Source organism: Actinoplanes derwentensis (genome assembly GCF_900104725.1).
Taxonomy (GTDB): Bacteria; Actinomycetota; Actinomycetes; order Mycobacteriales; family Micromonosporaceae; genus Actinoplanes; species Actinoplanes derwentensis.
In genome coordinates, this window is sequence record NZ_LT629758.1 from 7686504 (window position 1) to 7700108 (window position 13605).

General features: G+C 69.2%; 12 protein-coding genes. All 12 read right to left on the minus strand.

The features are described 5' to 3' along the window. Positions 1 to 15 precede the first annotated feature (15 nt). Positions 16 to 900 (minus strand): hypothetical protein, encoded by an 885-nt coding sequence (locus BLU81_RS34080; protein ID WP_172890671.1) that lies wholly within the window; start codon positions 898 to 900, stop codon positions 16 to 18. Between the two features lie 159 nt (positions 901 to 1059). Beyond that, positions 1060 to 1494, minus strand: a complete 435-nt coding sequence (locus BLU81_RS34085; protein ID WP_092550687.1) for a hypothetical protein — start codon at positions 1492 to 1494, stop codon at positions 1060 to 1062. Positions 1495 to 1583: 89 nt separating this feature from the next. Next, positions 1584 to 2792, minus strand: a complete 1209-nt coding sequence (locus BLU81_RS34090) for a hypothetical protein (protein WP_092550690.1) — start codon at positions 2790 to 2792, stop codon at positions 1584 to 1586. A gap of 83 nt (positions 2793 to 2875) precedes the next feature. Next, a complete protein-coding gene (locus BLU81_RS34095) occupies positions 2876 to 4888 on the minus strand; it encodes a DNA cytosine methyltransferase (RefSeq protein ID WP_092550693.1) in 2013 nt (670 codons plus the stop codon). A gap of 334 nt (positions 4889 to 5222) precedes the next feature. Continuing rightward, positions 5223 to 6758 (minus strand): methyltransferase, encoded by a 1536-nt coding sequence (locus BLU81_RS34100; RefSeq protein WP_092550695.1) that lies wholly within the window; start codon positions 6756 to 6758, stop codon positions 5223 to 5225. Between the two features lie 107 nt (positions 6759 to 6865). After that, positions 6866 to 7750 carry a hypothetical protein gene (locus tag BLU81_RS34105; protein WP_157751890.1) on the minus strand — a complete coding sequence of 295 codons (885 nt, stop codon included), beginning with the start codon at positions 7748 to 7750 and terminating at the stop codon, positions 6866 to 6868. Positions 7751 to 8053: 303 nt separating this feature from the next. Beyond that, positions 8054 to 9403, minus strand: coding sequence for a hypothetical protein (locus BLU81_RS34110; RefSeq protein ID WP_092550701.1), 1350 nt, complete (start codon positions 9401 to 9403; stop codon positions 8054 to 8056). Positions 9404 to 9540: 137 nt separating this feature from the next. Further along, entirely contained in the window at positions 9541 to 9999 is a 459-nt protein-coding gene (locus tag BLU81_RS34115; protein WP_092550704.1) for a hypothetical protein, read from the minus strand. Positions 10000 to 10046: 47 nt separating this feature from the next. Next, positions 10047 to 10511 (minus strand): hypothetical protein, encoded by a 465-nt coding sequence (locus BLU81_RS34120; protein WP_092550707.1) that lies wholly within the window; start codon positions 10509 to 10511, stop codon positions 10047 to 10049. A gap of 103 nt (positions 10512 to 10614) precedes the next feature. Next, positions 10615 to 11070 carry a hypothetical protein gene (locus tag BLU81_RS34125; RefSeq protein ID WP_092550710.1) on the minus strand — a complete coding sequence of 152 codons (456 nt, stop codon included), beginning with the start codon at positions 11068 to 11070 and terminating at the stop codon, positions 10615 to 10617. Positions 11071 to 11152: 82 nt separating this feature from the next. Then, positions 11153 to 11545 (minus strand): hypothetical protein, encoded by a 393-nt coding sequence (locus BLU81_RS34130; protein WP_157751891.1) that lies wholly within the window; start codon positions 11543 to 11545, stop codon positions 11153 to 11155. A gap of 147 nt (positions 11546 to 11692) precedes the next feature. Continuing rightward, entirely contained in the window at positions 11693 to 13585 is a 1893-nt protein-coding gene (locus tag BLU81_RS34135) for a hypothetical protein (RefSeq protein WP_157751892.1), read from the minus strand. Positions 13586 to 13605: the final 20 nt, after the last annotated feature.

A 13605-nucleotide genomic window follows, 5' to 3' on the forward strand; every position in this document is an offset into this window, starting at 1 on the left:
AGGACCGGGGGCGAGTCAGAAGGTGACCGCGACGATTTCGTCGAGCAGGACGCGGGTGCCGTCGGCGAACTGCACGGCTTCGGTGTCGAGACTCGTGATCTGCCCGGCGAACTTGGTGACGTAGGCGCTGCCCGTGTCTCCGGCGTACACCGTGGCGTCGCTGATGACCCAGCGTTCTTCGATCACCCGGGACAGCGCCGCGTGCAGCACTTTCTGGAAATCGCCGGGCCACTCGGGTCGGCTGGAGACGAAGCTGATGGCGCCCGGGCTGCACCGCCGTATCTCCGCTTCCTCGGCCTTGGCGATGATCGTGGGCGGTGTGGCGTGGTCTGGCTCCGGGTGCTGCGGCACGGCCAGTGAGAAGTTGACCGTGAGCCACTGGTGCATCGCGTTGGTTGCGGCGTCGCGTAGGGCCTGCTCGGTGACCGCGTCGTTGGCGCCGTTGTGCACCCGGGGGAACACGGTCTGGGTCACGTGGTCCCAGAACGCGTTGAGCGCGGAGTCGACCGCATCGCCGCCGGCGAGCGCGTGGTAGAGCTTCTCCCGCTGCGCTCGGCGGGCCACTACCTCGTGGTGCAGCGCTGCCGCCCGCTGGGCGATCTCCTCCTCGGTGTCGGTGTCGCGGACCCGGTAGACGGGCACGACATCGACGGTGTCCTGCACGATCTCCACCTCGCCCGCGACGGCGCCGCTGATGACTTCGCCGTTGAGGCGGCATCGCTGACCGGGCCCGACGAGCACCGTGTATCGAGGTGTGCCGTATTCGTCGGCAGTGACGCCGACGAATACGGCTTCGATGCCGCTGCCGCTGTCGGCGGCGATCGCGTTGACGCCCATCATGCGGATCAGCCGGGCGACGGTGTCCAGGTTGAACACCTTCGCGGGCGCTAGCTGCATCACGCGGGCGAGGGCTTGTGTTCCCGGTGTGATTGCGGTGTCGCCGGTCGCATCCGTTGGGGCACCGTTGACTGCTTCCATCGAGCGTGTCCTTTCGCGAGGTGGCGGCGGGAAGGTGTGGACCGGCCGGAGAAGGTGCGCGCCATCTCCTGCCGGGATCGGTCAGGCAGGCACGGCGGTGGTGGTCGGTGCGATGCAGCGGCGTACGTAGGGCGGAAGGTCGCAGCGCTGGCCCGGCTGGGCTCCGCAGGAGTGCGGCAGAGCTCGGAGCGCGGTGAGCGTGGTGTCCTGGTGGAAGCCGAGTTCGCGGCCGCCCGGCCGGGCACCGCGCTGGAATGAACGGCAGCCCGGGATCAGAGCGAACAGGCCGCGTCCGTCCAGCCTCGCCGCCGGGCCGGTCAGGGTGCCCCGCACGTTGATGACCTTGTGGTTCCAGGCTCGCCACCGCTCGTCGGTCCAAGTGGTGACGGTGAATGTGGACTCGTCGTCGGGCAGCAGGATCTGGGTGCCGAAGCCGGGCATGCCGAGGGCGGGCGGGCTGGAGGGATGGCACGCCCGGGGCATGGACAGCAGGTCCAGCACGGTGATCGCGATCATCGGGTGTTCCTCTCGCGTGGGTGGGGTCGTGGGCGGAGAAAAGCCGCGGCCCGCACCGTGGTGGTGCGGGCCGCCGGTGGTTGCTGGGTTCATTCGTCGCTGCCGAGCCCGTCGACGATCACGGCGATCGCCTCCGGGATTGACGAGTTCGGGATCGCGTCGTCCAGGCTGTACACGTCGTCATCGGTCAGGGACCGGCCCGCCCACTCCTGCAGCTGCTCCCGGGTGATCTCCACCGTGAGCTGGCCGAACCGGTCGACGGGGACAAACTCCGTGGCCGCCTGGGGCGTGTGCCACGAGCCGCGAAGATCGCTGGTTCCGCCGCAGGGCTGGCCGTCCTCCCGCGCCAGGTGCTCGTCGTCGGCGGGGACGAACGTCTCGTGGCACCGGCGGCACGACGCTTCGGGGATGGCCCCGGCCGGCGTCGTCGGCTGCGGTTCGGAGGACGACTCGGTGACCGCGCGGCGGTCGCCCGCGGGCTGATGGTCGACGCCCCGCAGGCGGTCCGTCCCCCGGCCGTCCCGCCGTTCGTACCAGGCGGCGGCGGACTTGGCAGCGGCGAGATCGGGGTAATGCCCGAGCCGCTGCTTCCCCGCCCGCCCCTCCTCGTTTTCGAGGTGGAACGTCAGCGCCCATTCCGGCTCGTCGTTCGGCTCGTCGAGATGTGAGCCGCTGTCGTGGGTGATGGCGTAGAAGGCGCTGGTGAACGGCGCATAGTGCCGACTGCTCTGAGCGGTGATCCTGTCGGCGCCCAGAGGGTCTTGGTCGAGCCAGGTCAGCTCCTGGACGAGGACCGGCACGCCAGGCGAAGTGAAGGTCTCGTTGTCCTCGCCGTTCTCGTCGGGCCAGATCACGACCTGGACGGGGCGGTCCTCGTAGGCCATGACCACGCCGACGTACTCGCGGCCATCCACTTCGACGGTGAGCGCGGCGTCCTCGTCGAGGTGGAAGTCGGCGTAAACGCCGTTACTGCTGGTGAGCCGGACCCGGGCCATTCTGCCGCGCACGCCGGCGGGTGCCTGTCCCGTCTGCTCGTACTCCTCGGCGGCAGCCTTCGCGCTGTCGAGGTCGATGTAGCGGCCCAGCGGTATCGAGTCGGCGTCGCCCTCGTCGTCCTCGTGGACGTAGTCGAGGTGCCACTGCGCGCGCTCGTTCGGTCGGCCGGGCCGGAATCCGCTGTCGTGCTCGATCGTGTAGTGCGCGCCGGTGTAGGGGGCGTCGTGCGGGCGCTTGCTGACGGCTTCGATCAGGTCGTCGCTGTGGCTGTCGGTCCAGGTGAGCGGGGCGGGTTTGGTCATCGGTGAGGTCCTTTCACGGGTGAGCAGCGGGTACGGGTCAGGGAAATGGCGAGGTTTCCCTGACCCGTCGGGGTTCGGGGTGGTCAGAACTGCGGGTGTGGGATGAGAACCTCGGCAACGGCCTCGCCGAGCCACTGGGCGGCGTTGCAGCTCACGGCGTTTCCGGCCTGCATCATCTGCTCGCCGTTGCCGCCGAGGACGAGGTAGTCGTCCGGGAAGGTCTGAGCTTTCAGGCTTTCCCGCGCCTTGAGCATTCGGTAGTAGGCGTCGAAGACGTCGTCGTCGTTGAGGATCGCCAGTTCGGCTTCGGTGGCGGTGACCAGCGCGTGGCGGTCGTGGGTGGTGACGGTGCCGAGCGGGTGTCCGGCAAGGTCGGCCTGGCCGTTGCCGTAGTAGGGCACGACCAGGGCGTTGTGCCGGGCGGTGGTGATGGTGGCCAATGGATCCTCGACCGACTGCGCTTCGGCGTGGTTGCGCTGGACGTCGATGAACGCGCCGGGGTACGGGGTGACCAGGGCTTCGCAGCCCTTCCCGTTGGCCATCACAGTGCGGCCGGGCCCGCCGATGAGGTCGATGGGCTCTTCGGCCCAGGTGCCGCCGACGGGGACGGACATCGGCGGGAAGACCACGGCGTCGCCCTGCTTGACGGTCTGGGCGGCGAGCGGTTCGTCGCTGAGTGCGTGCAGGCGCAGGCTGTCGTGGTTGAGCGCCACCCGGAACGGCTGGGGCGGAGTGACGATGCCGTGGTGGTCGACGGTGGTGACGGTGCCGAGCGGCTCGTCGTGCACGCCCTTGACCATGCGCCGGGGGTCCGGGTCGCTGAAGTTCTTGACGTAGAAGACGTTCGGCGGGACGACGGCGCTGAGAGTTGGTGAGCACTGGGCGGTGGTCATCGGCGTCTGGTCGGCCGGCCACGCCCGCAGGGCGCCGGGGCGTTCGTGGGTGTTCCCGGCGACCGTGGCGATCATCCGGCGGCGGCCGTACTTGCGCATCCCGGCACGGATGCGGCCCATCGTCTTCGGGGCGAGACCCTCGGGCTTCTTGGCGGTGCGGGGAAGGTCACCGATCCGAATGCCGACATCCGACCAGTCGATGGCGGTGGCAGCGGGCAGGACGTACGGCTCGACGCGCTGGCCGCACCCGCCGTTCGGGCAGGTGTACCAGTATTGGCCGTACGAGGAGTTCGGGTTGCGCCGGTAGCGGCCGACAAGGAACTTGCGCTGGTGCATCTTCGGCAGCCACGTCTGCAAGCCGTGGACCTGGCGCTCGCAGTTGAAGCACCAGGACACCGGCTTCGGGGTGACGTCCGGGCTGCGGCCGATGTCCTTGCGGACGAAGACGATGTAGAGCCGGTCACGCCATTGGGGGGCGTAGGGGATGCCGTTGCCGCCGACGTGCGCGCTGTTCACGGACGCGAGCTGGTAGTGGTAGCCCAGGCGCTCCATACCGCTGAGCCACCAGTCGAACAACTCCCAGCGCTCGGCGACATCGGGGACGTTCTCGATGATGATCGCCTTGAAGCGCCACACTTCGGTGGCGCGGATGACGTCCATGAAGGTCGCTCGGGTGCGCTCGCGGCCCTTTTCCGAGACGTGGCCGAGCATCTCGACCATGTCGAAGCCGCCGCCCTCGTAGCGCTTCGGGCCGCCGTTGCCGCCCGCGGGGCTGAGTTCGGTGCAGATCGGGGACGCCCACAGCACGTCGGCGCCGCGCGGCAGGTAGCGGAAGTCGTAGTTGTTGACGTCCGCGCACAGGTGCTCGGCGTTGGTGAAGTTAGCGGCGTGGGTGTCGATGGCGGTGCGCCAGTGGTTCGCGGCGAGCAGGAGTTCGTACCCGGCGTTACTCAGGCCGATCGAGGAGCCGCCCGCGCCGCAGAAGATGTCGACGAACTTGAGGCCGTTGCTGCGGCGTGGGGTCCACAGCTGGTTCCCTGCGGCCAGGTAGTTGAGGCGCTGTTGTTCGCGCCGGGCGACGGCTTGGGCGTCGCGGAGCTTGGTGGTGGCCACCTCCGCGCTGACCTGGTTACGGACGGCCTGACGGGTGAAGGCTTCGATCTTGCTGTTGGCGGGTTTGGCGGCTACGGCAGTCGCGGACATGTGTTGGGTGCCTCCAACGAAAACGCCGCCCGGCGATGCCGGACGGCGAGGTGGGTTCTGGTTTCGAGGGGATCGAGGGATCGGTACGCGGCTGTGTCGGCCGGGTGCAGCCATCCGGGGGCGCCCGGATGGCTAGGTGTGGTGCACGTGCCGGAACTCGCACACCAAGCGGTGCTGTCCGGAACGTCTGGACAAAGCTAGATCATGGTGCTGCTCCGGACCAAGATCTGCAGGTCAGGAGAGGGCTCCTTGCGCTGCGCACGTGGCGTGTGCCGTGCCGGTGTGGGTGTGTGAGCGCTCGCCGGCGGGCAGGCGCCTGTAGACGCCGGGGTGGTTAGATCGCCGCGCCCAGGTCCAGGTGCATCTGGCCGAACATGACGCCCCACGGGTCCGAGGTCTCGGCTACCTCGATCGGCGGCGCGTACCGGTCGCTGCGCCACAGCAGAGCCGCCCGGTCGACGTCGTCCAGATCGGCGTCGACGTCGAGCCGGTCGGCATACGCCTGCAGGTATCGGGCCGCGAGCCGGTCCCGGCCACCGCGCCACGCCTGCTGCACGTCGATCAGGTCGGTTTCGGGGGTGTGTTCGGAGAGACCGAACGCGGCGCGCATGGCGGCCTGTACCCGGGTGTGCCGCTCGCGTTCGAGGTCGCTGACCGGCAGCATCCCGCCGCTCCAGAGCAGCAGGCTCCATACCGACACCGGCACGGTCTTCGTCGGCGGTGACTTCCAGATCTCATGGGCGGCCTTCTCCGCGGCCCGTTTGGTGTCGCTGGTGTTGGCACAGGTGATGCACAGGCCGATGGTCGGGCCGACCTTGCCGTCCTCGTCAGCGTCCAGGCTGGCGGGCGCGGCGTGCTCGCCGAGGGCCATGTCGTCGTTGCCGTCGAACTGCCACAGCAGCCACCCGCATCCCCAGCACTGCGCCCGGTACCGGAACACCCGCTCCCGGTTGGTGCTGGGGTCGTGCCACACCTGCACCGGTGCTTCCTGCACCGCCCGGGTGGTGAGCCACGGGTAGCGCACCGGCACCGGTTCGATCGCGTCCGGGTAGTGCCGGAACAGGTATGGCGGCAGCCCTTCATGGCCGCGCACCGGCCGGGCCATCCAGATCACGCACGTCTTGAGCCCGTCGAAGGTGTCGTCCGGCAGGTTCTCCCATCCTCCGAAGTCCTCGACGAGCCGCCGTACGTCCTTGTGCTGGCGGTCGCGGCGGAAGGAGAAACCGTTCGGCACCACCGCGACCAGGCGGCCGCCGGGTTCGAGCATGTTCCACGCCGTCATCACGTGGTCGATCCAGAGGGCGGGTTGACCCGGCGCCGAGAACGGCGGGTTCATGACCACTCCGTCGAACAGTTCGGCCCTGCCCGGGCCGGCCGCGTACTCCTCGAACGTCGTGTCGATCACTGTGACCCGGTCAGGGTGGCCGTCCAGTTTGGCGGCGCGGGCGGTGTTCGGCTCGACGGCGACGACGTGCAGTTCGTCGTTGGCCTCCAGGATCGCCCGGACGATCTGGCCGTCCCCGGCTGACGGCTCCAGGATCCGCGATCCGGGAGGCATCCGGGCCAGGTCGCTGAACGGGCAGGTGGTGGTCAGTTGCTCGGCAAGCCAGTCCGGGGTGGGGACGTAGCCGTCATCCTTGGTCGCGGAGAAACACATGCCGGAGGCGATGACCGCGCGGAGTGCCGGGCGTGGGTCGAACTCGAAGATGAACGCGCTGCGGTTGGTCTCGTAGCGGCCGCCGAGCAGGATGAGCACCCTGGCCACGGATCTCCACACATCACCGGCGAGTTGGCCGGTGATGTGGATACGGTCGCGGGCGGTCTGAGCGTTGGCCAGCGCGGCTCGTGTCCGCGCGTCGACCTGATGCATGATAGGTGTCTCCTGGGATGTGTTGGGGAACCGTTCCAGGTGCCGCGGCCGGGCTCGGGGTGCCTCCCGACAAGCCCGGCCGCGTTGGTTCTTCCGGCGATTGGCGGTCAGCCGATGTCGTCGTTCTCCGCGCGCCAGATCGCGACCACCCGATCGGCGATGCCGTCCTGGACCTCGCTGAGTTCAGCGTGCGGGTCGTCTCGGATCTCGGCGAGCGTGTGCAGCGCGCACCGAATCTCGTCCGGGGTGAGCTGGGCGAAACCCTGTTGCGGCGGTGCGGTGGCCGCGATGCCGCCCGGCGGCTGGTTGTCGTCGATCCAGAGCGTCGCCGTGTGGCGCATGGCCTGCTCGATCCGCATGCCCTCCGCCGGGTCGACCTCGTCGGTGGTGATCTCGGGGAAGGCGGCGGCCAACTGGTTCCAGAACGCCGCCGTCGCCTCGTCGATCGCGGTTCCGACACGCTGACGGCGGGCGAGGTCGTCGTTGACCGCTGCGGCGACCAGCGCGGCGACCTCGGCGGGCTGTGCCAGGTACGGCACGGTCTGGCTGTGCCGGTCGTCGTTGGGTGGACCGTAGGACACGCTTTCGGCGGTGTCGATGTACGCGTGGCGGTGGCCCGGGCCGACGTAGTCGCAGGGCCCCAGTGTGACCGTCCACGGTTCGTTGGCATCCCGGCCGGGCCACGAGGCGTTCGGGGCGGCGTACAGGGTGGCGCAGTTGCCGCTGGAGTGCAGGATCATCGTGGCGACGTCGAACCTGCCCAACTCGGCGGCGATCACATCGAGGCCCACCTGAGTGGGTCGGCGACCCTCGTCGTAGGCGTCCCGCAGGCTGGTCATGTCGACGGGGTCAGGCTCCACGCCGAACCGGGCGGGATCGATGTTGCGGGCCAGCCCCCACAGTTGGCTGTCGGTTGGCAGTAGGGCGCAGTTGTCGGCGTGCTCGCGACCGATGCGCGTCAGCTCCTGGTGCGTGTTCTCGATGGATGCCATCGGATGCTGTCCCTTCACAGGCGAAGGGGCCGCCGTCGCCCGGCGGCCCCTTCGGTCGAAATTCGGTGTTGTGTCGTCTGGTGACGCAGCCGCATGTCGCTCGGTATCCCGCAAATCGTGCGGATGACGTCCGGAATGTCTGGACGTCTTCCGTGCGGGAGAATGCCTTGCGATTCCGCAGCTCACGTGGTCCAGGCTTGCGCCGTCAGTCCCGGTGGTTCTGGCAGCCGTCGTAGGCCAGCGTGCCGTACTGACCGTCGCGCACGTCCTCGGGCTAGGCGTCGCGGCCGTCGCCCTGTTGGCCTAAGCCTGATGCGGGCCCTGATCGTTCACTGCCGTCTCCGGCTGGGCGGCCAGCAGTGCACCGGCCTGCATCCGCCGACTGACCTCGTCCTCGACCGCGTTGATCAGATCGCTGCTGGCCGGGTCCTCAGGGTCATACTCCAGCCCGGCCTGGTGGGAGTACATATTCGCGTCGACGAAGGCGTGCAGGTGGGAGAAGCAGGTCACCGTACGCGGCACGATCCCCTCGGCAACATCCCTACGCACCTCTGCCATGACCTTGTCGGCGAATGCCGTGACCTGTTTCGGCACGGCTGCCGGCTCGCCCGCCAGAAGCCGGGCCGCGTCGGTCACTGTCCGGCAGCCCGCGAGGACCTGCCGCAGTTCCCGGACGCTCATCCCGGCCCGCATCAGGCTTTCGTCGAGGTGCGACCAGTTGCTCATGATGACGCTAGCGCCTTCGCCCGTCAGCATCCGCAGGCCCTCGATCGCCAAGCCAATGGACTCGGCGGTGATCCATTCCCCGGACCCATACACCCCCTCCGCCCGGTTGAAGGGCAGGCCTGCTGCGCGGGCGATCTGCTCGGACGGCTCTACCGGGAAGCCTTTCGCCGGGTAGTCGTCGATCTGCTGTTCGGGCAGCGACCCGTTCAACAGTGCCCGCACAATGCCGAAAAGTGCGGCCGCAGGCTGCGGATTCCAGTGGTCGCACGTCTCCAGGAGCACGGCCGTGGCCCGTCCCCGCATCTCCACAGCGGTGGCCAGGCTGTCGCTGGCATCGTCGGCGGGCAGGCCGACGGGAACCGGCGGCTTGACCCCGAGCAGGATCTCGTATGCCAGGTAGACGGCGGCTTTCGCCGCGTCGTTGCCGTCCTGCCGATAGTCGGCCTCCGGCAATCCCTTCGCACCGGTCCGCAGGCTCCGGGCGAGCTTGCGGTCCGCCTCCTCGTACTGGGCGTACATGACCAGCGCCGTGGTACGGAATCGTTCGATCAGCTCCGCGATCGGGCTGTTGCCGCCAGCCTGCCGGGTGAACCGGGGAGTCAGCGGCTCCAGCGGCTGGAACCGGTACACGTCCGCCGCGTCGCTGCCCTCCAAGTCGGCGATCTTCGCCTGGGCGGCCGGGTCCTCGATCCCGGTCGGCCCGTACAGCGTGAAACCGTCCGCCAGGCTGCCGGTGAGCAGCACCTGCCGGAGCGGTCCGAACCGGTCGACCAGCGCCTGTCCGAGGCTCGCCAGGTCCTCGCCGCTGCCGGTCATCTCGTAGTCGCCGTTCAATCGCACGCCGACCTGCCGGTAGCCGACGAATCCGCCCCGACGCAGCGGGTCGCCTTCGCTCAAGAACTCGTCGATGTAGTCGCTGCTGTTCATGGTAGTGCCTCCTCCTTCGGGCCCGAGCGTTCTGCCCAGTGCCACTCGATGCCCCGCCAGCCCTGCACGCAGCGGGGGTGACGGGCCGTCGGACGGCACAGGTCAGGGAATTCCGCGAGGTTCCTGACCGGTGGCCGTCACCCTGTGATCAGGTAGGCGTCCTTGCCGGGGATCATGTGGACGGTGCCGATGGGGTGCAGGTCCACGTTGGCGTTGAAGTCGCGCCAGGTGCGGGTGTCGGGGTTCCAGTCGCCCTCGCCGACGACCGGGACCCGTAGCTCCGGGTAGTGGGCGACAGCCCACCAGCGATCGGCCATGGCCCACGACCAGTTCCGCAGGTTGAGGCCCTCGGGGATCGGGCTGTCGCCGTACGCGGTGATCAGCGTGCTGAAGGTGTCGTACATCCACGTCCCGGTGGGGAATGGCCGGGACTCACCGCCCGCCCGCCCGGGGAACTCGCGCCAGGCGTCCTTGCGTTCGTGCTCCATGCGGCGGGCGATCTCATCGGGCACGATGACGACCTCGCGGCCGTCGGCTTTGGTGGTGATCAGGATCCGGTCGGGGGTGAGTGTCGGGACCGGATGGGTGTCCTGCACGGTGGTGTCCTTTCTTCGGGGTGGGTTGTTCGCGGGCGGGCTGGCGGTCAGCCCTTGAACATGAAGGCGTGCGGGTTCCAGCAGGAGGTCCAGGCGTGGCCCTGCGGGTGCAGGTCGGCGTTGCCGTTGAGGTCGCACCACATGCCGTTCGTGTCGTCCCAGTCGCTGGCGCCACCGATACCGGGCACCAGGTGTGAGCGGTAGGCGGCTTCGGCTCGGTGCCCGCCGGCCCGAGCCCGCTCGCGGATGTCGTAGTGGGCGGGGATGTCGCTGGCCGCGTAGGCGACCATCAGGGTCGTGACCGTGTCGTACATCCACGTGCCGGTCGGGAACTCGCAGGACTCCCCGTAGGCGTAGCCGCCGCGCTGTTCGCGCCATCCGGCTCTGATCTCGCGGGCCATCCGGCGGGTGATCTCGTCGGGCAGAACGAGCACCTCAAGGCCGAGCCAGTCGGTGGCGAAGCGGATTTGGTTGACGGTCAGCGTCGATACGGCCGCAGCGGTGTTCGGCATGGGCGGTCGGCTCCTCTCAGGCGAAGGGGTGTGGTGCCGGGAGACGGACCGGCCGCGCCCTCGATGAGGTCGCGGCCGGAGAGCGGGGTGGCGCAGTGGTGGGTCAGTCGCCCTTTACGGCGCGCTTGAAGGCGATCGCGTGATCGGGGCAGAGGTGCGGGCCGACGACGTGTAGGTCGGGGTCGACCGGGGCGTCCGGTGTCCGGGTCTGCTCGTTCCAGTCGTCGGCGCTGATGATCGGCGGCCACAGCGTGAGGCCGTGGGCGGCGGAAAACCGGTTCGTCAGGGCGTCCATGTACTGGTCGTGGCCGAGGCCCTCAGGGATCGGGCAGGCGGCGAGCGCCCACATGATGGTGGTGACGGTCGTGTACGTCCAGGTCCCGGAGGTGAACACCCTCACAGGGCCGGGCAGCGTGCCGAAGTGCGGGGACCAGCCGTCGGTGATCTCGGCGCGGATCCGTGCGGCGACCTCGTCTGGCACGAGTAAGGCCTGGTGGCCGTCACGGTCGTAGGCCACTCGGACCTGGTCGGTGGTGAGCGGGGGCCCGGGTTCGGTCATGTGGGGCTCCGTTCTGTGTGGGGGTGGGCTTGGACGGCGACCGGCCGTGACCTCGGTGGTCACGGCCGGTCGGATGGGTCGCTCAGGAGGCGGTGGCGACGGTGGCGCTCAGGCGGCCGTTCTCGCTGGTGGCCCAGCTGCCGGTGATCATGTATCCGGCATAGCGCCGCAGGATGCGCTCGGCCTGGGCCGTGGCGGTCCGCTGCCACAGCCGCAGCATGTGCGGGTCGATCTTGAAGCCGGTGCGGTCGCCGTCAATATCGACGTGCAGGTACGGGGTGCCGAGGGTGTCGAAGGTGATCTCGGCGGTCGTGGTCTCGGTTGCGGTGGTGGCGGCGGGCAGGGCGGCGATCGACATGGTGATGCCTTTCTCGTGGGTGTGGTGGGGGTTGCTCCGGCGCTGGTGGGCCGGGGGGCGGGTGACGTGTGGGCCGGGTGCCGTGCAGTGGAAGTACCGTCCGGAACGTCTGGACAAATCTAGAGCGAGGTGATGTCCCGGATCAATTTCCGCAGCTCAGAAGGGCTCTCTCGTGTTGCGCATGCGACGTGCGCATACGTGTTGTGCGCCAGTGAGCGACCGTGGGCGCATGCGTGAGTGGCATGTGCGCGCCACCCACGCCTGTCAGATCTGGAGTTCCTTGATCACGGCCGACCACAGCAGCGCGGGATCCGTGTCGTCGTCCGCGTCCGCATTTCCCGCATCCGTGCTGCTCGCGTCCGGGTGCTGCGCGACCTGCTCGCGCTGGCGGCGGACGAAGCTGTACAGCCCGTCCCAACCGTCGTGGCCGGGCACGACGTGGCGGGGGTGGTAGTTGTCGCCCGCGTCGATCAACCGAGCGGCTAGGGCGTAGTCACCGGCGGTCACGGCCTGTAAGACTCGCTCGACCACCGCGTCGGCAGCGGCCGCCCGGTCGAACGCCGCGTCGGGCTCGGGCACGAACCCAGGGTGGTCGATCGGGTTGCACTCGATGTCTACGCACTTCACGGTGTGCGCGCACACCGCGCAGCAGCCGATCCGGTCCGCCTCCTGTTTCAGCTGCACCCAGGGGCAGGTGAACAGGTGGAAGCACACCGGGCAGGTCACCCGTGCTGGTTCGAGCCCGTACACGTGGGACGAGGTGTCACCGTCGGGCAGGTCGATCCGGCCACACCAGCACGGGTTGGCGATGCCCTGCCGCCCGTTGCCGTGGTCGACCAACCTCACCGTCTCCGCCCGGACATGTCTGCGGCCCTGCGGCGCCGCATGATCAATCAGCGCCAGAGTAGGCGCGACCGTCTCGGAAGAGGACCCGTCGTGGAGCGCGATCACGTGAGACGGGCCGGGGCAGGTGTCGGGCTCCTCCATGGCCTCCCATTCGTCGCGCGCCTTCCCGCACAGCGGGCAGAACGGCAGCATGACGTAGCGGCCCCAGTAGTGGCCGCCTGTTCCTGCCTGCGGCCCGAATGCTTCCTGCTGGCATTCGGTGCACGCGGCCGGGTGCCCGTCGTGACCTTGCTCGCTGTGCCGGTAGGCGGCCACCTGCCTGCGGTAGTCGTACCGACGCCCGTAGCGCGCCCGCGTGTCGTTCCCGGCCAGGGCGAAACCGCCGTAGGCCGCCGTCCACCATCCGCCCCGACCGTCCGGCCGGTCGAGGAACCGGCTGTTGCCGTCCACGTCGACCACTCGCAGCGTGGACCCGTCGTTGGTGGACGCCTCGTTGACCTCGACGAGGCCGAATTGCACGTGCTTGACGTTGAACCCGATCGGCGGATGCTTCAACTGCCACCAGCCGTTCGCGGCCGGCGCCGCGAGTGTCTGCTCGTCGACGAGGCGCTCGACGGCCTTGATGATCGCCTCGGCGATCTGGTGCTCCCGGGCGTAGCGCTGCTCCAGAACGCAGGTGTCGCCGACGTAGACGACCGTGTAGGTATCCTGGCATTCCAGCCGTGACGCCCGTGACTCGTACGTCAGCACCCGCACCGGCAGGATGCCCACGGTGAATCCGATCCCGTCAACGCGGCGCACCGGCGCGCTCGACCAGCCGTTTTCCGCTACCCGGCCCTCCACGACCGGCAGCCCGCTGCCCCGGCTGACCCGTTCCATCACCTCGCGGGCGTGACTGACCACCCCGTTCTCGGCGGGGTGCTTCTCCGCCGGGACCGATACGACGTGGCGGTCCAACGGGGTGGTCACCGGCGGGCGGCCCTCGCAGCTCACCAGTTCACATGCCGGGTCGCCGGCGAGGTGCGTGCACCCCTGCGGCTTCGGCGGGATGGTCACCCACGCCTGGCTCGGCACGTGCCGGACCGGCGAGTGCTTCGGACCTTGCCGGTGTTCCACTGCGGTCTCGTCCACGCCGAAATACGCAGCGATCGCCCGCGTCAGCGCGCCGGTGTCGGCCCTGCCGCCCACCAGCGGCACTCTCACGTCCGCGACCGCCTGGCCACGGTCCCACGCCTGCCAGCGCACGCTACTGCGGTTGCGGGTCTCGTCGATCCCGACCTTGACCTGCACCTGTTCCTGCTCCTTCATCATCGGTCCTTCGCTCGCTCGTG

What these genes read in the sequence shown, in the direction of transcription:
- BLU81_RS34085 (WP_092550687.1), bottom strand. Translation starts at nt 1,494, where the DNA reads ATGATCGCGATCACCGTGCTGGACCTGCTGTCCATGCCCCGGGCGTGC.
- BLU81_RS34090 (WP_092550690.1), bottom strand. Translation starts at nt 2,792, where the DNA reads ATGACCAAACCCGCCCCGCTCACCTGGACCGACAGCCACAGCGACGAC.
- BLU81_RS34095 (WP_092550693.1), bottom strand. Translation starts at nt 4,888, where the DNA reads ATGTCCGCGACTGCCGTAGCCGCCAAACCCGCCAACAGCAAGATCGAA.
- BLU81_RS34100 (WP_092550695.1), bottom strand. Translation starts at nt 6,758, where the DNA reads ATGCATCAGGTCGACGCGCGGACACGAGCCGCGCTGGCCAACGCTCAG.
- BLU81_RS34105 (WP_157751890.1), bottom strand. Translation starts at nt 7,750, where the DNA reads ATGGCATCCATCGAGAACACGCACCAGGAGCTGACGCGCATCGGTCGC.
- BLU81_RS34110 (WP_092550701.1), bottom strand. Translation starts at nt 9,403, where the DNA reads ATGAACAGCAGCGACTACATCGACGAGTTCTTGAGCGAAGGCGACCCG.
- BLU81_RS34120 (WP_092550707.1), bottom strand. Translation starts at nt 10,511, where the DNA reads ATGCCGAACACCGCTGCGGCCGTATCGACGCTGACCGTCAACCAAATC.
- BLU81_RS34125 (WP_092550710.1), bottom strand. Translation starts at nt 11,070, where the DNA reads ATGACCGAACCCGGGCCCCCGCTCACCACCGACCAGGTCCGAGTGGCC.
- BLU81_RS34135 (WP_157751892.1), bottom strand. Translation starts at nt 13,585, where the DNA reads ATGATGAAGGAGCAGGAACAGGTGCAGGTCAAGGTCGGGATCGACGAG.